Raw genomic sequence first — 16275 nt, 5'->3', positions numbered from 1 at the left:
GCGCGCCGACCTGCGTGAGCGTGGTACGCCTTCGTCGCCTTCGTCGTGGCGATAAGCGTTTTCGGGGAGAACCTCGAAGGAAGTTTAGGGGTTTCACGCTTGGAGTCGTTCGCGCGTCTCGTGCTGGCCGTGACCGCAGTTCTCTGTATCGGCGTCGTGAGCGTCGGCGTCCTCCGATTTCGGAGTCGATTGCCCGAATTTCCCGACGTAGTGGACCAGTACGTCGGCCTGCCCGACGAACTCCGGAACAAGCCGCCGGGACTGACTCGATGGCTCACCACGGTGGACCACAAGGACATCGGCGTCCTCTACATCGTCTTCGGCGCGGCGGCGGGCCTCTGGGGAGCGATAGACGCCGTCATGCTCCGGACGGAACTGCTCACGCCGAGCGCGAACGTCGTCAGCGAGGGGATGTACAACGCGCTGTTCACGATGCACGGGCTGACGATGCTGTTCCTGTTCGCCACGCCGGTGCTGTTCGGCCTCGCGAACTACTTCCTCCCCGTGTTCATCGGCGCGGACGACATGGCGTTCCCGCGCATCAACGCCATCGCGTTCTGGCTGTTGCCGCCCGCGCTGTTGCTGATTCGGTTCGGTCTCATCTCGGACCTCGTGGGCGTGACCGAACTCGCGCCGCCCGAGACGGGGTGGACGATGTACGCCCCGATGAGCGCCGAACTCCCGAACCGCCAGATAGACGTGATGCTGCTCGGGCTTCACCTTTCGGGGGTCAGCACCACGCTCGGTGCGATAAACGTCATCGCGACCATCTTCACTGAGCGGAGCGAGAAGGTCGGCTGGGAGGAACTCGACATCTTCTCGTGGACGATGCTGACGACCTCGGGACTCGTGTTGTTCGCGTTTCCCCTGCTCGGGAGCGCGCTCATCATGCTTCTGCTCGACCGCGTGGTCGGAACGACGTTCTTCGCGACGGAGGGTGGGGGTCCTCTGCTGTGGCAGCACCTGTTCTGGTTCTTCGGCCACCCCGAGGTGTACATTCTCGTCCTACCTCCGATGGGCCTGCTCAGTCTCATCATCCCGAAGTTCTCTCGGCGAAAGCTGTTCGGTTTTAAATTCGTGGTCTACTCGACGCTGGCGATTGGTGTCCTGAGTTTCGGCGTGTGGGCGCACCACATGTTCGCGGTCGGGATGGACCCCCGAATACGGGGGTCGTTCATGGCCGTCTCGATAGCCATCGCGGTGCCGAGTGCGGTCAAAACGTTCAACTGGATTACGACGATGTACACCGGCCGGATTCACCTCGCCACGCCGATGCTGTTCTGCGTGGGGGCCATCGCCAACTTCATGATTGGCGGCGTGACGGGCGTCTTCCTCGCGTCGGTCCCGATAGACCTGCTCGTCCACGACACCTACTACGTGGTCGGTCACTTCCACCTCATCCTCGTCGGCACGATTCTGTTCGCGATGTTCGCGGCGAACTACTACTGGTACCCGCTCATCACGGGCCGGATGTACGACCGGCGACTCGCCAAGATTCACTTCTGGGTCTCGATGGTCACGGTGATGCCCACCTTCTTCGTGATGCTCGTCATCGGTATGGAGGGTCTCCCCCGGCGACTGGCGGCGTTTCCGGCGGAGTTCGCGCTCGCCCAGCAGGTCGTGACCGTCACCGCCTACCTCCTGATGGCCGCGCAGTTCGTCTGGCTCTGGAACATGGTCCACTCCTACCGGACCGGCGAGAGACTTACCGACCCCGACGTGTGGAATCTCAAGGGCACCGGCTTCTACACTCGCGAGTGGCAGTGGTTCGAGAACCGATTCGAGCGCGAGCAGGCGCGCGAGCGACGACGCGCCGAACGAGAGCAAGCGGGGCGCGAGCAAGCGGGACGAGACGACTGAGGCGAAACAATCGAAACGGGAAACCGAGACGCGATTCGTCTCAGAATACTTTTAGGACAGTCGAGGCTACGGGGTAGCAACTGCGAGACGCGATGTCCCCGAACGCCGACTCCAAGACGCGAGCGCCCGTCGTGGACCTGCTGGAATCGGTCGCGGCGTTCGTCCTCCCGGCGCTTGTCGGCGGGGTCGGCTTCGCTCTACTCCGCGGGTCAGAGAGTTTCACGACGGGCCTCGTGTACGGCGGGTGTGTCGGCTACCTGCTGTTCACCATCCGGTGGCGATTTCGGGCGTTTCGGACGCCGGACGGCATCGAGCGACGACGCCCCGACCCCGAGGACACGTGGTGGACCAAAGTCGCGAACATCGAGTACGACAAGAAGTACGACCGAATTCTCGCCGTCGTCCTCGCACTCGTCGGAATCGCCGCGTTCGCGGCGATTCCGTTCGTCGATACCGAGGACATGGGCCTCGTTCTCCGACTCGTGATGGTCGGACTGTTCGGCGTCACTACCTCGCTGATGACCTACGCGTCGTTGTCGCTTCGCTCGCGAGAGTGATGCCGTCGGCGTCTCGTTCTACGCGCTCGTCCCCACGTCTCGCTCGACCTCGCTCTCGTCCAGTTGGGCGTACACCGCGCCGACGATGTAGCCGTATGCGAGGTGGGCGGCCAACGTGAGCGCGAGGTACGGGATAATGAGCGGGAAGTCGATGCCGGGCGGCGCGGTCAGCACGAACGCGACCCAGAGAACGAACGCGAACGGTATCGCCCGAACTGCGGGGTCCGGCCCGCCGGGGAGGTACCCCTCGACCGCGACGAACACCAGTGGCCACGCGAACACCCCGGCCAAGACGAACAGCGCGAATCCGAGCGTGACCTGTCCGGGCGTCCCCACGAAGTTCGCGATGGTCTCGAAGATGCCGATTCGGTAGCCGGTCTCGACGTCGGTCACGACGAGGCCGAGCGTCAGCACCGCGGTTCCGGCGACGCCGCCCGCCACCGCCCGGAACGCTTTGTTCATACGCGAATTGCCAGTTTCGCGGCAAAGAAGCTTTTCGCCGTGGGCGGACTTGCTGTGAGTAGTCGTCCGCGAAAGCCTCTGTCAGTTCGCGGTGCGGATGCGGTTTCAGATGCGCCGTGAGTAGCCTTCTGCTCGCTGCTTGGATATTCACACTTGAGTTCTACAACGAATTTTGCGGTAGCGTTGTAGAAAGCCCCCCCCTCCGGTCGCGGTCGTTGCGCAGGATATTCGCGCTCTCAGCACTACCCGCGCGGATAGTTGCTTGCGCAAGCGACCACGGCCTTCGGCCGCGACCGGACGGCCCCTTTCAATCCCACCCGTGGTGGACCGTGTCGCTGGCTCACGAAACATCTCGCGTCGGCAATCGCACATAAGTACGAAGCCGTGGTACTCCGGGCGTGGTTCGCGAACAAGTGGCCGAGTTTTCGGTCGAGTACGTGCAAGCACTGGGGGAGGACGGGGCGGTGGACGAGGACGAAGCGCCGGAGTTGGACGACGAGAGCCTCCGCGAGACGTATCGCCTGATGAAGCTCTCGCGCCGGGCCGACGAGCGCGCGGTCGCGCTCCAGCGCCGGGGCGAATTAGGGACCTACGCGCCCGGAATCGGACAGGAAGCCGCGCAGGTGGGGTCGGCACTCGCGCTCGGCGAGTCGGAGTGGATGGTGCCATCGTTCCGCGAGAGCGCGGCGTACCTCGCGCGGGGAACGCCCGTCCACCGCCTGCTGTGGTACGCGCTCGGAATGGAGGAGGGCGCGGAGGTCGCGGGGAGTAACTTCCCGCCGTCGATTCCGGTGGGGAGTCAGTCGCTCCACGCCGCGGGTCTCGGGTGGGCCCAGGAGATGGCAGAGAGCGACGAGGCGACTATCTGCTACTTCGGCGACGGCGCGACCAGCGAGGGCGACGTGTACGAGGCGATGAACGTCGCGGGAGTGCTGGACGCCCACACCGTCTTCTTCTGCCAGAACAATCAGTACGCGATTTCGACGCCCCGGCGAATCCAGACTCGCACAGAGACCCTGGCGCAGAAGGCCGTCTCGGCGGGAATCGAGGGGATTCAGGTCGATGGCAACGACGTGCTGGGCGTCCGCGCGGTCACGCAGGACGCGCTCGCGAAGGCGCGCGAGGGCGACCCAGTGCTGATAGAGGCGCTCACCTACCGGCGGTCGATGCACACCACGAGCGACGACCCGACCGTCTACCGAACCGAGGACGAGGAAGAAGAGTGGGGCACCCGCGACCCGATAGAGCGATTCGAGCGCCATCTGCTCGAAACCGACGTGCTCGACGGCGAGTCCATTGCCGCCATCGAGGGCGAAATCGAGGAGACGCTCGCCGACGAAATCGACTTGGCGAAGGCGGGCCGCGAGGAGGTGGACCCCGCGGAGATGTTCGACTACGTGTTCGCGGAGATGCCGCCCGAATTGCGGCGACAGAAGGAGGAGTGGAAGAGCGAGAACGAGAGAGGGGGAAAAGAGGAGGGATTCGAGCGTGACGAATGAACTCCGACTCGTGGAGGCGATTCGCCAGACCCTCGACGAGGAGATGGCCCGCGACGAGTCGATGGTCGTCTACGGCGAGGACGTAGGCGTCAACGGCGGTGTGTTCCGCGCGACCCAAGCGTTGCGCGACGAGTACCCCGACCGGGTGTACGACACGCCGGTCGCGGAGGCCGCCATCATCGGTCTCGGCGTCGGTCTCGGAGCCTACGGCATGACGCCCGTCGCCGAAATCCAGTTCGCCAGCTTCGCGTATCAGGGGTTCCACCAGATTCAGCAACACGCCGCCCGAATGCGGAGTCGGACGCGGGGAACCCTGAACGTCCCGATGACGGTTCGGATGCCCTACGGCGGCGGCATCCGCGCGCTCGAACTCCACTCCGAGAGCTTCGAAGCGGGGTACGCCCACATCCCCGGACTGAAAGTGGTGATTCCGTCGAATCCCGCCGATGCGAAGGGACTGCTCGCGAGCGCGATTCGGGACCCCGACCCCGTGATGTTCCTCGAACCGACCCGACTCTACCGCGCGATGCGCGAGTCCGTTCCGGAGGGCGACCACACTGTCCCGCTCAGTGAGGCCGCGGTCGTGCGAGAGGGCGAGGACGCGACCGCAGTCGCGTGGGGCGGCATGGTTCCCGAAACCCTCTCGGCCGTCGAAGCGAGCGACGCGAGCGTCGAGGTCGTGGACCTCCGCACCGCCTCCCCGATGGATTCGGCGACGATTGTCGAGTCGGTCCGAAAGACCGGCCGGTGCGTCGTCGTCCACGAAGCGCCCCGGACGGGCGGACTCGCCGCGGAGGTCGTCGCACGAATCAACGACGACGCGCTCTACCACCTCGAAGCGCCGGTCGAGCGAGTGACGGGCTACGACGTTCCGTTTCCGTTGTTCGCCCGCGAAGACGCCTACCGCCCCGATTCCGAGCGAATTCGTCGAGGAATCGAGCGCGTGCTGTCGGCGTGAGAGCTATGGGACTCGGGGTTGTCCACCGACCGGGGGATTCCAATGCAAGCATTCGTGATGAACGGCATCGGTGAGACTGAAATCGTAGAAAAGGAACGACCAGAACCCGGTCCGAACGACGCGATACTCAGACCGACCGAGGCGCTGGTCTGTACGTCCGACGTTCACACCGTCCACGGCGCAATCGGCAACCGCGAAAATCTCACGCTCGGCCACGAGGCGGCCGGAGTCGTGGACGAGGTGGGGTCGGAAATCGAGCACTTCGCGGAGGGCGACCGCGTGGTCGTCGGAGCAATCACGCCCGATTGGGGGTCGGAGGCGGCCCAAGACGGCCACTCCTCGCAGTCGGGCGGCCCGCTCGGCGGGTGGAAGTTCGCCAACGAGAAGGACGGTATCTTCGCGGAGTACGCCCACGTCAACGACGCCGACGCGAACTTGGCTCACATTCCGGAGGGCGTCCCCGACGAGGAGGCGGTCTACGTCTGCGACATGATGAGCACGGGCTTCAGAGCCGCTGAGAACGCCCGAATTCCCGTCGGCGGGACGGTCGCGGTGTTCGCGCAGGGACCGGTCGGCCTGATGGCGACGAAGGGCGCGAGCCTGCAGGGTGCGGGCGAAATCTTCGCCGTCGAGAGTGTACCCGAGCGTCAGGACCTCGCGCGGCGATACGGGGCCGACGAAATCGTCGATTTCGAGGAGGGCGACCCCGCCGAGCAAATTCTCGACTTGACCGACGGCGAGGGCGTCGATTCGGCAATCGAGGCGCTCGGGCGCGAGGAGACGCTCGCGGGGTGCGTGGCCGCGACCAAGCCCGGCGGCACGATTTCGAGCGTGGGCTACTACGGCGAGGGCGACACCGTCGGGATTCCGCGCGAGGCGTGGGGCGTCGGCATGGCCGAGAAGGACATCGTGACCGACCTGTGTCCGGGCGGGAGAGTGCGACTCCGACGGCTTCTCCGCCTGCTCGACGCCGGGCGGGTAGACCCGACGCCGATGACGACCCACGAGTTCGAGTTCGACGACGTGGACGAGGCGTTCGACCTGATGGCGTCGAAAGAAGACGGCGTGATAAAGCCGCTCGTGTCGTTCTGAGCCGCGAACTATTTTCGAACGCCCGCGCCCGCCGCGAACGCGGCGGGCGCGGGCGTTCGCTTCGGTTCCGACTCGATAAATTCCCCGATTCAGTAACCGCTCCGATTCAGTACTGCTCGGCTTCGAGGTCGTCGAGGTGGTGTTGGAGTTCGGGGTACTCGTCGATGTCCACGAAGCCGTACTCGCCGCCGCCGTAGAACGTCTCGGGGATTTCGCGCTCGACGAGCATCGAGTCGGGGTCGGCGTCGATGTGGTTCACCTTCTCCATCGGGATGACCCGGAGTTCGTCGGTGCCGTCGAGACAGACCACGGCGTTCTCGCGCACGAGGACCGCGTCGAACTCCAGCGCGTCGTACTCGTCCACCGCGAAGACGGTCGGTCGGGAGGCTGGCATATTCGTACTCCCGACGAGGGAGCTAATAAAAGCCCCGCACGAGCCGCGGATGGTGAATTCAGAGTCGCCAACCGCGAGAGGTGTGTGAGAGTGTGACGCGCGTAGGGTTTATCTACCAAACCCGCTTAACTAGGATAGACTTATGACGGGGCCCATCCGCCAGCGAGAACCGGAGGAAACTACCGAGGGAGTAGAAGAGACCGAGGGCGCGGAGACGTGCCCCGAATGCGAGTCGAAGTCGCTAATTGCAGACGCTGGCGGAAGTGAACTGGTGTGCGAGGATTGCGGGCTGGTCGTGGAGGAGCGCAACGTGGACCGGGGGCCGGAGTGGCGCGCGTTCAACCACGCCGAGCGCCAGAAGAAGTCGCGCGTGGGCGCGCCGACCACGAACACGATGCACGACAAGGGGCTGACGACGACCATCGACTGGAAGGACAAGGACGCGTACGGTCGGTCGCTCTCCTCGGAGAAACGGAGCCAGATGCACCGCCTCCGGAAGTGGCAGGAGCGCATCCGAACCAAGGACGCGGGCGAGCGAAACCTCCAGTTCGCGCTGAGCGAACTCAATCGGATGGCGAGCGCGCTCGGCGTCCCGCGGTCGGTGCAGGAGGTCGCGTCGGTCATCTACCGGCGCGCGCTCAAGGAGGACCTGATTCGGGGCCGGTCCATCGAGGGCGTCGCCACCAGCGCGCTCTACGCCGCCTGCCGGAAGGAGGGTATCCCGCGAAGCCTCGAAGAGGTCGCGGAAGTCTCGCGGGTCGAGCGCAAGGAAATCGGCCGGACGTATCGGTACATCTCCCAGGAACTCGGTCTCGGAATGGAACCCGTAGACCCCAAGAAGTACGTCCCGCGGTTCTGTTCTGAACTCCAACTCAGCGAGGAGGTCCAGTCGAAGGCGAACGAAATTATCGACGTGACCTCGGAACAAGGCCTTCTCTCCGGGAAGTCGCCGACCGGATATGCCGCGGCCGCGATTTACGCTGCATCGCTGCTCTGCAACGAGAAGAAGACCCAACGCGAGGTCGCCGACGTGGCCCAAGTCACCGAGGTCACCATCCGAAATCGGTATCAAGAGCAGATAAAGGCAATCGGGCTGTACAACTGAGCGGTGGCGGGTCCCGAAACCGGAATCGACGACGGATTCGAACGACTGCTCGCCGAGGCGTTCGGCGGCACTCCCGAGACGCGACGAGTCGTGGCGCGACAGGCCCGAGACCTCGCCGACTCCGGGCGATTCGACGCCGACACGGGCCGTCCGCTGAACGCGAGAGAAGTCCTCGAAAATCTTCGAGATGCCCCGGACGACTGCTCGCTCCCCGAACGGTGGAACTGGTGGGTCGGCGCGCTCGAACTCGCGTACGGCGGCTACGACCGATTCCGAATCGTTCGGTGGGCCGGGCGGTCGCGCGAGTAGAAATCGCCACCCTGCGTACGTACATTTAAATCGAATCGGGCGCAACCCCTCGACATGGACGCCTTCGAGAGCCGAACCCGGCGGTGTCAGGACCGACTCCCTGAGGTCGGCGCGGACGCCGCGATTCTGTTCCCGAGCACGAACCTCTTCTACGCCTCGGGCTTCCGCGAGGAGCCGATGGAGCGACACCTGTTTCTGGTCGTTCCGAGCGAGGGCGACCCCGTCTTCGTCGCGCCCGAGATGTACGACGAGCAGATACGCGACGCCTCGTGGGTGTCGGACCTTCGCCTGTGGGCCGACGGTGAGGACCCGATGGCGCTCGTCGCCGACCTCGCCGACGAACTCGACCTCCGAGAGGGCCACCTCCTCGCGGACGACACCATGTGGGCGCTGTTCACTCAGGACCTCCGGGAGACGCTTCCCGAAGCGAGCTTCGGCCTCGCGAGCGAGGTGTTCGACGACCTTCGACTTCGCAAGGACGACGCGGAACTCGACGCGCTTCGGAGGGCGGGCGCGCTCGCCGACGAGGTGAGCGTCGAGATTCGGAGCCTCGGCGCGGACGCCATCGGACTGACGGAAGCCGACCTCGCCGACGAAATCGACCGCCTGCTCGCCGAGCGCGGCGGCGAGGGCGTCTCGTTCGAGACGGTCGTCGGCTCCGGGCCGAACGGCGCGAAGCCTCACCACCGTCGCTCAGACCGGGAAATCGAACCCGGCGACCCCGTGGTACTCGATTTCGGTGCGTACGTGAACGGCTACCCCGGCGACCAGACCCGGACGGTCGTGTTCGCTGGCGACCCGCCGGAGGAGTATCAGGCAGTCCACGAAACCGTCCAATCGGCCCAGCAGGCCGCGGTCGAGGCGGTCGAGCCGGGAGTCCCGGCCGAGGAAATCGACCGCGCCGCGCGCGAAGTCATCGAGGCGGCGGGCTACGGCGACCGATTCGTCCACCGGACGGGCCACGGCGTCGGACTCGACGTACACGAAGCGCCCTACATCGTGGCGGGCAACGAGGTCGAACTCGAATCGGGGATGGTCTTCAGCGTCGAACCCGGCGTCTACCTCCCCGGAAAATTCGGGGTCCGAATCGAGGACCTCGTTATCGTGACCGAGGACGGATGCGAGCGACTCAACGACTCGCCCCGGACGTGGGAGGCGCTCGGCGAATGACCTACGTGAGCCACACCGTCAGGTCGCTCCGGCGCGACCCGATTCCGGGCGAAACCGTCGGTCTCGTGCTGACGCTCGACGACGACGCTCGAATCGACGACGTTCGCGACGTGGTCGAGTCGGTCGGCGGCGAGGTGGTTCGGGAGCTACAGCTTGGACGACTGCTCGTGCGCGTCGGCCACGAGCGACTGGGCGAGATATGCGAACTCGACGGCGTGACGACCGTCGAGACGGACGCCGTCCTCGACTACTCGGGGTGACTCTCGCGTCGAACTCGTCGAGCGAGACCCCGTCTCGCTCGCTCTCCGTCTCGCTCTCGGGCAAGCAGCTTGAAGTGACAGACCGGCGTACCGGTGTGCGGGGAAATGGGGGATGCACGACGAGAGCGAACACCGCACGGGCGCGATTCACGACGAGCCCGTGGGGACGATGGGGCGGCGACGATTCATGGACACGCTACGAACGCTCGGCTTCGGCGCGCTTTCCGCGGCGTTTCTGACGGCTGGCGACGTTCGGGCCGCGAGCGACGACGAGGTGCCAATCGTCTACGGGCTGACCCGCGACGGCGACGAGGGCGAACTACGACCGCGCCGCAAGACGGTGCCGAGCGACTGGTACGATGACTTTCGAACCGCGGTGAGCGTCCACCGCGCGCTCGGCGTCGTCGACGAGGAGGACGTCGCGACCTCGGCGGTCGCGCCCGGCGAATTCGGCGGGTCGAACGCGGCGATTCACGTCGAAGTCACGACCGAGGAGGCCTTCGGTGCGGTGCCCGAAGTGGTCGAGGAGGTGCCGGTCGAAGTCACGCGCGTCGAACCCGGCGAGCGCGACCCGAAAGCCGACGGCGAACCGAGCGCGCCCGCGTCGGTCGGGCCGGGCGTCCCCGGCAGCGTCCCGGTCGCGAGCGACGGCCTGTTCGGGACGCTCGCGCCCGCGCTTCGCGACCCCGGCGACGGGTCGGTGTACTTCGCCACGGCGAATCACGTCTTCGACGCGAGCGACAGCAGCGGCAGTCCGCTCTACCTGCTCGGCGACGGCAGGCCGAGAATCGGGACCGTTCGGGAGAGCTTTCCGAAAGCCGACCTCGTCTGCGTCGGGCCGGAGGGCGACTTCGAACCCCTCCACCGAATTCGGGACGGGTCGCCGGGCCGGGTCCTCGGGCAGTTCACGCGCGCCGGTCTCGCCGACCTGAAGGCGGCGGGCGAACCCCTCGAAAAAATCGGCGCGAGGACGGGCCACACCACGGGGCGGATTCAGGCGATAGACGGGCTTACCTGCGCGTACGGCGCGATTTGCAAGCGCGGGCAGGTCAAGTGGGGCCGCGAGTCGGACTTCACCGACGGCGACAGCGGGTCGGTGAACTTCCACGCGGACCCCGAGAACCCCGATTTAGGAGTTCTCGTCGGCGGCCTGAACAACGCCCGGACGTGGTGGCCGGGTGAGAACTACATCTGGGGGACCGGAGCGTACCACATCACCGAGACCCACGGCTACACGTTCTGACGTACCGACCGCGCTGACGCCCGAACGTTTATACATCATGCCGGATAACTGACCGATACGTCGCATGGAGCTCTCTTTCGTTCGTCGGTGACCGGGGAAGCGTTCGCGGCCGCGAGTCGCACCGAGAGTCGTCGTCTCCGCGCTGTCGCAGTCGAGCGCCTCTCGGCCGCAGGGTGCGCCGGTCCGGATTGGTCGTCACTGTCGCCAGACGAGAGTCGAATCGCCGAGCAGTCGGGGTACCGACGAGCGAACGCACTACTACACATCCATGCAAGCAACAGACGCAGTAATCGCGAAGCGCGCCGACTCCGGCGCGGTCGAAACCGACGAAATCCGCGCGCTCGCCGAGGCGGCGGGCTACGACATCGTCGCCGAACTGACTCAGACCCGCGCGGAACATCCGGGCCTCCAGTTCGGACGCGGGAAGGTCGAGGAACTGTCAGAGACGGTCGCCGAGACGAGCGCGAGCGTCGTCATCTTCGACAACGAACTCACGCCCGGACAGACGTTCGGACTCGCGAACTCGTGTCCGGACGGCACCGAGATACTCGACCGGAGACGACTCGTCCTCGACATCTTCGAGGAGCAGGCGGGGAGCAAGCGAGCCAAACTACAGGTCAAGCGCGCGCAGTTGGCACACGACCTGCCGCGAATCCGCGAGGAAATAACGCGCGAGCGAGCGGGCGAACTCCTCGCTCACGACGAGAAAGGCGGCCAGCGCGTCCGCGACGTGGAGCGCCGAATCGAAGCCCTCGACGCCGAACTCGCGGACCTCACCGAGGACGAAGAGAACCGCCGCCAACGCCGACGCGAGGAGGGCTTCGAGTTCGTCGCGCTCGCGGGCTACACCAACGCCGGGAAGTCCACGCTTCTCCACCGACTCGCCGACGACCTCGAATTTGAGAATCGAGAGGCCGACCACGGCGACATCGACGCGACCGCCGAAATCGAGGACAGACTGTTCAAGACGCTCGACACCACCACCCGTCGGGCGACAATCGACGGACGGCGAACCCTCGTGACCGACACCGTGGGATTCGTGGACGACCTGCCCCACGACCTCGTGGCGTCGTTTCACGACACGCTCTCGGAGTCCGAAACGGCCGACTGCGCCATTCTCGTGGCCGACGCGAGCGACCCGCCGGACGAACTCAGACGAAAGCTCGAAACGAGCGCGGACCTGCTCGCCGACGCCGAAGGCGAAGTCGTCACAGTGCTGAACAAGGCCGACCTGTGTTCGGAGGAAGAACTCGAAGCGCGCAGGGAGGCAATCGGCGAAATTTCCGCCGACCCGATTGCGGTCAGCGCGACCGAGGGGCGAAATCTCGACGCGCTCCGCGACCGAATCGCGGCGGCGCTACCCGAGCGCCGAGACGCCGAACTCGCCCTGCCGAACGACGACGAGGCGATGAGCCTCGTGTCGTGGCTCTACGACCGCGCGAGCGTCGAGGACGTGAACTACACCGACAGCGAGGTCCGAATCGCGTTCGCGGGTCCCGAGTCGGTGGTCGAGCGAGCGCGGGGGAGAGCCGAGAAACTATCGTCAGAACCGTAGTTCAGCACCCACCGGCTCCGCCAGCGCCGCCACAGCTCGCGGCGCTGGCTCCCACTGCGGCGGTCGTCACGACCGCCGCGTTCGATGCGGCGGAGTAGTCCTCGCACTCGCCCCACGCGACCGGCGCGACCACGTCGTCGATGTCGTCCTCGCGCTCGACCACCTCGCGGAGTCGGTCGGCGTCGAACTCGCGGTCCGCGACGAATCGCTCGGCGAGTTCGGGGTGTATCGCCACCCGACGACACTCCTCGGCCTCGAACAGCCCCTTTCCGCCGAACGCAAACTGTACGTCGTAGTGACGGACGAACACCCCCTCGCGGTCGAAGGCGTCGAACATGGCTTCGACTCCGGCCGCGACCAGCGGCCAGACCGAATCCCGGTCGAGTTCGTCCACGTCCTTCCCGAGCGAGAAGCGGGCGATGGGAACCGTCACGGGTTCGCCGTCGGGTCCCTCGTTGACCACCGCGACGCCCGTGATTCCGAACTCCTCCAGCCCGTGCGTGTCGGGGTTCACGCTGGCGTCGAGCGCGTCGTCAGCCGCGTCCTGTGCGGTCTCGATTCGGTCCTTCGCTTCGTCGTCGTCGCCGCCGAGCAGTCGGGCGATGAGTGACATTGGTTCGACGGACTCCCCACAGCCTCTTGAAATTTCAGGTCGCTTTCAGCATCTCGGGCCAGGTCTCACAACTCGGGTCACGTCCCGCACTCCGAGTCGCGTCACTCGACGACCGCGATTCGCAGGTCGTTGACGTTCGTCCCGGTCGCGCCCGTCCGAAGCACGCAGTTCGCGGCGTCGAGCGCACCGAACGAGTCGTTGTCGGCGAGCGCCGCGCGCGCGGCGCGCGCCGACAGCGATTCACCCACGGTGTCGCCGTCCACGAGCGCGCCCGCGGCGTCGGTCCCGCCGTCGCTCCCATCGGTGTCCACGCTCGCGATTGCCACATCGTCGACATCGAGTTCGAGCGCGGCCGACAGCGCGAACTCCAGATTCGGCCCGCCCTCGCCGTCGCCCCGGACCGTTACCGTGGTCTCGCCGCCGGAGAGGAGTACCGCTGGCGCGCCGAGAGGATTTCCGGTCGCGCAAACCTCCTCCGCAATCGCGACGTGGGTCTTGGCGGCCTCGCGGGCCTCGCCCCGGACTCGCGACGAGAGGACGATGGGTTCGTAGCCCGCGTCTCGGGCGACCTCTGCCGCGGCGTCGAGCGCGGTCATCCCGTCCGCGAGGACGTGGACCGAGACGCGGTCGAAAGCCGGGTCGCCCTCCGTCGGCGTCTCAGGAATCTCGCCGCGCGCACCGCGTTCGAGTCGGTCGCGGACCCCGGCGGGCGGGTCGATTTCGCGGCGGTCGAGCACACCGAGCGCGTCCCGGTAGGTCGAGGAATCGGGCGAAAGCGGCCCGCTGGCGATGACTTCGAGGTCGTCGCTCACCACGTCGCTCAGCACGAGACCGACGACCTCGGCGGGCGCGGCCCGCTCGGCGAGTCGGCCGCCCTTCAGCGCCGAGAGGTGCTTTCGGACCGCGTTTATCTCTCCGATGGTCGCGCCGCTTTCGAGCAGGTCGGTCGTGACGGCCCGGAGGTCGGCCAGTGAAATTCCGTCAGCGGGCGCGGGCAGGAGCGCGCTCGCGCCGCCGGTAATCGTCGCGAGGACGAGCGTGTTCTCGTCGGCGTCGTCGGCGAGTTCGAGGACCTCGCGTGCGCCAGCGACCCCGCGCTCGCTCGGTACCGGGTGGTCACCCTCGCGGACCGCTACTCGGTCGCAGTCGGCGGGCGCGTTCGTGACGACGACGCCGCGGTCGATGCGGTCGCCGAGTGCGGTTTCGAGCGCTCCGGCCACGCCGCCCGCGGCTTTGCCGCCGCCGAGGACGACCACTTCGTCGTAGTCTCGGAGGTCGTAGGTCGCGTCCCCGACGGTCAGGTCGTCGCCCGCGACCGAGACCGATTCGCGGACGACGCGCCGGGGCCGGGCCGCCGCGATTCCGGCGGCCGCACAATCGAGTGCGAGTTCGCGGGCGGACGTCGTTTCGAGGGCGGCCCGGTCGCGAATCGCAACGTCGTCGGTCATCGGTTCGAATTGCGCGTGGTGTGTGGTAACTGCTGTGGTCGGCGAAGCGAACGGGAGCGACCGTCGCCATCTCGAAGAAACGGCCGTTTCCGATTCGAAGAAAGTCATTTCCCTCGGGTCCTCGTAGCCGACGACATGACCGCCATCGCGCTCGCTCGGAACCGACCCCTCCACGGACCGCGAAGATGAATGAGGACTCCGAACCCGACCTCCTCGAACTCGACGGCTCGGCGGGCGGCGGACAGCTCCTTCGGACCGCGCTCGGCCTCTCGATGGCGACCGGCCGGGCGTTTCAGATGCGTCGCGTCCGGGGGTCACGCCCGACACCCGGACTCAAACCCCAGCACCTCGCCGCGGTCCGGGCCGCGGCGTCGGTGTGCGACGCCACGGTCTCGGGCGACGAACTCGGCTCCGAGACGGTGACGTTCCGACCCGGAGCGCCGACCGGCGGGCGGGTCGAAATCGACATCGAAACCGCCGGGAGCGTCACGCTCGCGTTCGACGCGCTCCTCCCGGTCGCGCTCGGACTCGACCGTCCGCTGGTCGTCGCGGCCACCGGCGGAACCGACGTGAAGTGGTCGCCGACGATAGCCCACTACCGACGGGCGAAGCTCCGACTGCTCCGAGAGTGGGGACTGTTCGCCGCCGTCGAACGCGAACAGGTGGGGTTCTACCCTGCAGGCGGCGGGCGAGCCACCCTACTGCTCGCGCCCTCGTCACCGTCCCGACTCGAACGCATCGAGCGCGGCGACCTCGAAGGCGCGCGAATCTACTCGACCGAATCCGCGGACCTCGCCGACCGCGACGTCGCGGCGCGACAGGCCGCGAACGCGGCCGAGTCGCTCCGCAATGCAGAGATTCCGGTCGTCGAGCGAACGATTTCGACCGCCGAAACGCCCTCGACCGGTTCGACGGCCACAGTTGTTCTCGACTACGAGGAGACGGTCGCGGGGTTCGACGCGCTCGGCGAGCGCGGAACTCCGGCCGAGGAAGTCGGGGCGAGAGTCGTCGACGCCGCGGTGTCGTTTCACCGCCGCGATTCGGGTCCTGACGCGGATTCAAGCTCGGACACGGATTCGAGTCCTGACGCGGGCGACGGCGCGGCCGCGCCGTCGCCCGCGAACGCGACCACGTCGGGGAACACGCCCGCGGTGGACGCCCACACCGCCGACCAACTGGTCGTCTTCCTCGCGCTGTGTGGCGGACGCGTGACGGTTCCCGAGGTCACCGACCACGTTCGGACCGGTATCGACCTCGTCGCGGAGTTCGGACTCGACGTGACCGTAATCGAGGGGTCACCGCCGACGCTCGTCGCCGAGGGTCACTGATTCCGTGACGACTCACCGAACCCGGCGGTAGTCGTACTCACCTCGGAGATTTTCGTGGAAGTACGACCCCTGCGACGACGCGCTGACGAGGCCCTCGTACGTCTCTTGGGAAACGTCGGCGTACCGGTAGATGCCGCCGCTCTGAAATTCGATTTCGAGCGCGCGCTCGTCGGCGTCGTAGCCCACGCTCCGGATGCTACTCGACGCGACGGGGGTTCTGGTCTCGGCCACGCTGTCGAGCGTTTCGTAGGGGACGTAGCCGACCACGCGCCCGCCGTGGTAGCAGAACAGGCCTCGGTCTCCCTCCTCGACTTCGTCGCACTCGATTCGCTCGCCCTCGGTCGTGGTGGCTTTCATGCGCCGGAGGCACGACGGGGACGACACTCAAATCATCGGCCGAACGCCCGGCGAGCCGGGCGTTC

Annotated in this window: 17 protein-coding genes; 12 read left to right on the top strand and 5 right to left on the bottom strand. The window is 66.6% G+C overall.

Annotation, left to right across the window (positions count from 1 at the left end; all coding sequences use genetic code 11):
- Positions 1–99: 99 nt before the first annotated feature.
- Both EKH81_RS16170 and EKH81_RS16165 read left to right on the top strand, forming a co-directional pair.
- Positions 100–1860: a cbb3-type cytochrome c oxidase subunit I gene (locus EKH81_RS16170; protein ID WP_132058705.1), complete on the top strand. Its 1761-nt coding sequence runs from the start codon at positions 100–102 to the stop codon at positions 1858–1860.
- Between the two features lie 92 nt (positions 1861–1952).
- Positions 1953–2417 carry a hypothetical protein gene (locus EKH81_RS16165; protein ID WP_132058706.1) on the top strand — a complete coding sequence of 155 codons (465 nt, stop codon included), beginning with the start codon at positions 1953–1955 and terminating at the stop codon, positions 2415–2417.
- An 18-nt stretch (positions 2418–2435) separates the two neighbouring features.
- Here the strand turns inward: EKH81_RS16165 and EKH81_RS16160 are convergent, their stop codons facing one another.
- Positions 2436–2879 (bottom strand): DUF6789 family protein, encoded by a 444-nt coding sequence (locus EKH81_RS16160; RefSeq protein ID WP_132058707.1) that lies wholly within the window; start codon positions 2877–2879, stop codon positions 2436–2438.
- 398 nt (positions 2880–3277) lie between these two features.
- Between EKH81_RS16160 and pdhA the strand changes: the two genes are divergently transcribed.
- Genes pdhA through EKH81_RS16145 form a run of 3 tightly spaced genes read left to right on the top strand, consistent with a single transcriptional unit; the run spans position 3278 to position 6428 of the window.
- Entirely contained in the window at positions 3278–4378 is a 1101-nt protein-coding gene (gene pdhA, locus EKH81_RS16155) for a pyruvate dehydrogenase (acetyl-transferring) E1 component subunit alpha (RefSeq protein WP_132058708.1), read from the top strand.
- Positions 4368–5336, top strand: a complete 969-nt coding sequence (locus tag EKH81_RS16150) for an alpha-ketoacid dehydrogenase subunit beta (RefSeq protein ID WP_132058709.1) — start codon at positions 4368–4370, stop codon at positions 5334–5336. The genes pdhA and EKH81_RS16150 overlap by 11 nt, the downstream gene beginning before the upstream one ends.
- Before the next feature lie 42 nt (positions 5337–5378).
- Positions 5379–6428, top strand: coding sequence for an NAD(P)-dependent alcohol dehydrogenase (locus EKH81_RS16145; RefSeq protein WP_132058710.1), 1050 nt, complete (start codon positions 5379–5381; stop codon positions 6426–6428).
- Between the two features lie 106 nt (positions 6429–6534).
- Here the strand turns inward: EKH81_RS16145 and EKH81_RS16140 are convergent, their stop codons facing one another.
- Positions 6535–6822 (bottom strand): hypothetical protein, encoded by a 288-nt coding sequence (locus tag EKH81_RS16140; RefSeq protein WP_132058711.1) that lies wholly within the window; start codon positions 6820–6822, stop codon positions 6535–6537.
- A gap of 142 nt (positions 6823–6964) precedes the next feature.
- On the opposite strand from EKH81_RS16140, the gene EKH81_RS16135 reads away from it, so the two are divergent.
- The 6 genes from EKH81_RS16135 (at position 6965) to hflX (ending at position 12464) form a co-directional block, all read left to right on the top strand.
- Positions 6965–7927 (top strand): transcription initiation factor IIB, encoded by a 963-nt coding sequence (locus EKH81_RS16135; protein ID WP_132058712.1) that lies wholly within the window; start codon positions 6965–6967, stop codon positions 7925–7927.
- Between the two features lie 3 nt (positions 7928–7930).
- Positions 7931–8236, top strand: a complete 306-nt coding sequence (locus EKH81_RS16130) for a WNWW family protein (RefSeq protein ID WP_368407713.1) — start codon at positions 7931–7933, stop codon at positions 8234–8236.
- A gap of 54 nt (positions 8237–8290) precedes the next feature.
- Positions 8291–9406 carry a M24 family metallopeptidase gene (locus EKH81_RS16125; RefSeq protein ID WP_132058713.1) on the top strand — a complete coding sequence of 372 codons (1116 nt, stop codon included), beginning with the start codon at positions 8291–8293 and terminating at the stop codon, positions 9404–9406.
- Entirely contained in the window at positions 9403–9666 is a 264-nt protein-coding gene (locus EKH81_RS16120) for a hypothetical protein (RefSeq protein ID WP_132058714.1), read from the top strand. The genes EKH81_RS16125 and EKH81_RS16120 overlap by 4 nt, the downstream gene beginning before the upstream one ends.
- Before the next feature lie 112 nt (positions 9667–9778).
- Complete coding sequence (locus EKH81_RS16115; protein WP_132058715.1) at positions 9779–10909, top strand: hypothetical protein; 1131 nt, start codon at positions 9779–9781, stop codon at positions 10907–10909.
- A 268-nt stretch (positions 10910–11177) separates the two neighbouring features.
- Complete coding sequence (hflX, locus tag EKH81_RS16110) at positions 11178–12464, top strand: GTPase HflX (protein ID WP_132058716.1); 1287 nt, start codon at positions 11178–11180, stop codon at positions 12462–12464.
- 1 nt (position 12465) lies between these two features.
- Here the strand turns inward: hflX and EKH81_RS16105 are convergent, their stop codons facing one another.
- Both EKH81_RS16105 and EKH81_RS16100 read right to left on the bottom strand, forming a co-directional pair.
- Positions 12466–13077: a hypothetical protein gene (locus EKH81_RS16105; protein WP_132058717.1), complete on the bottom strand. Its 612-nt coding sequence runs from the start codon at positions 13075–13077 to the stop codon at positions 12466–12468.
- 101 nt (positions 13078–13178) lie between these two features.
- Entirely contained in the window at positions 13179–14525 is a 1347-nt protein-coding gene (locus tag EKH81_RS16100; protein WP_162224655.1) for a glycerate kinase type-2 family protein, read from the bottom strand.
- A gap of 185 nt (positions 14526–14710) precedes the next feature.
- Here EKH81_RS16100 and EKH81_RS16095 point away from each other — a divergent pair, with 185 nt between their 5' ends.
- Positions 14711–15853, top strand: a complete 1143-nt coding sequence (locus tag EKH81_RS16095) for an RNA 3'-terminal phosphate cyclase (protein ID WP_132058719.1) — start codon at positions 14711–14713, stop codon at positions 15851–15853.
- Between the two features lie 12 nt (positions 15854–15865).
- Here EKH81_RS16095 and EKH81_RS16090 read toward each other — a convergent pair whose 3' ends face one another.
- Positions 15866–16210: a KTSC domain-containing protein gene (locus EKH81_RS16090; RefSeq protein ID WP_132058720.1), complete on the bottom strand. Its 345-nt coding sequence runs from the start codon at positions 16208–16210 to the stop codon at positions 15866–15868.
- Positions 16211–16275: the final 65 nt, after the last annotated feature.

Origin of the sequence: Halorussus amylolyticus (assembly GCF_004143485.2) — an archaeon.
Lineage (GTDB): Archaea > Halobacteriota > Halobacteria > Halobacteriales > Haladaptataceae > Halorussus > Halorussus amylolyticus.
The sequence above is the reverse complement of the archived record's forward strand: the minus strand, read 5'-3'. Positions and strand labels throughout refer to the sequence as shown.

Coding starts and splice junctions, on each gene's coding strand:
- EKH81_RS16090 (WP_132058720.1), bottom strand. CDS start 16,210: ATGAAAGCCACCACGACCGAGGGCGAGCGAATCGAGTGCGACGAAGTC.
- EKH81_RS16125 (WP_132058713.1), top strand. CDS start 8,291: ATGGACGCCTTCGAGAGCCGAACCCGGCGGTGTCAGGACCGACTCCCT.
- EKH81_RS16105 (WP_132058717.1), bottom strand. CDS start 13,077: ATGTCACTCATCGCCCGACTGCTCGGCGGCGACGACGACGAAGCGAAG.
- EKH81_RS16120 (WP_132058714.1), top strand. CDS start 9,403: ATGACCTACGTGAGCCACACCGTCAGGTCGCTCCGGCGCGACCCGATT.
- EKH81_RS16135 (WP_132058712.1), top strand. CDS start 6,965: ATGACGGGGCCCATCCGCCAGCGAGAACCGGAGGAAACTACCGAGGGA.
- EKH81_RS16100 (WP_162224655.1), bottom strand. CDS start 14,525: ATGACCGACGACGTTGCGATTCGCGACCGGGCCGCCCTCGAAACGACG.
- EKH81_RS16095 (WP_132058719.1), top strand. CDS start 14,711: ATGAATGAGGACTCCGAACCCGACCTCCTCGAACTCGACGGCTCGGCG.
- EKH81_RS16165 (WP_132058706.1), top strand. CDS start 1,953: ATGTCCCCGAACGCCGACTCCAAGACGCGAGCGCCCGTCGTGGACCTG.
- EKH81_RS16140 (WP_132058711.1), bottom strand. CDS start 6,822: ATGCCAGCCTCCCGACCGACCGTCTTCGCGGTGGACGAGTACGACGCG.
- EKH81_RS16145 (WP_132058710.1), top strand. CDS start 5,379: ATGCAAGCATTCGTGATGAACGGCATCGGTGAGACTGAAATCGTAGAA.
- EKH81_RS16115 (WP_132058715.1), top strand. CDS start 9,779: ATGCACGACGAGAGCGAACACCGCACGGGCGCGATTCACGACGAGCCC.
- EKH81_RS16160 (WP_132058707.1), bottom strand. CDS start 2,879: ATGAACAAAGCGTTCCGGGCGGTGGCGGGCGGCGTCGCCGGAACCGCG.
- hflX (WP_132058716.1), top strand. CDS start 11,178: ATGCAAGCAACAGACGCAGTAATCGCGAAGCGCGCCGACTCCGGCGCG.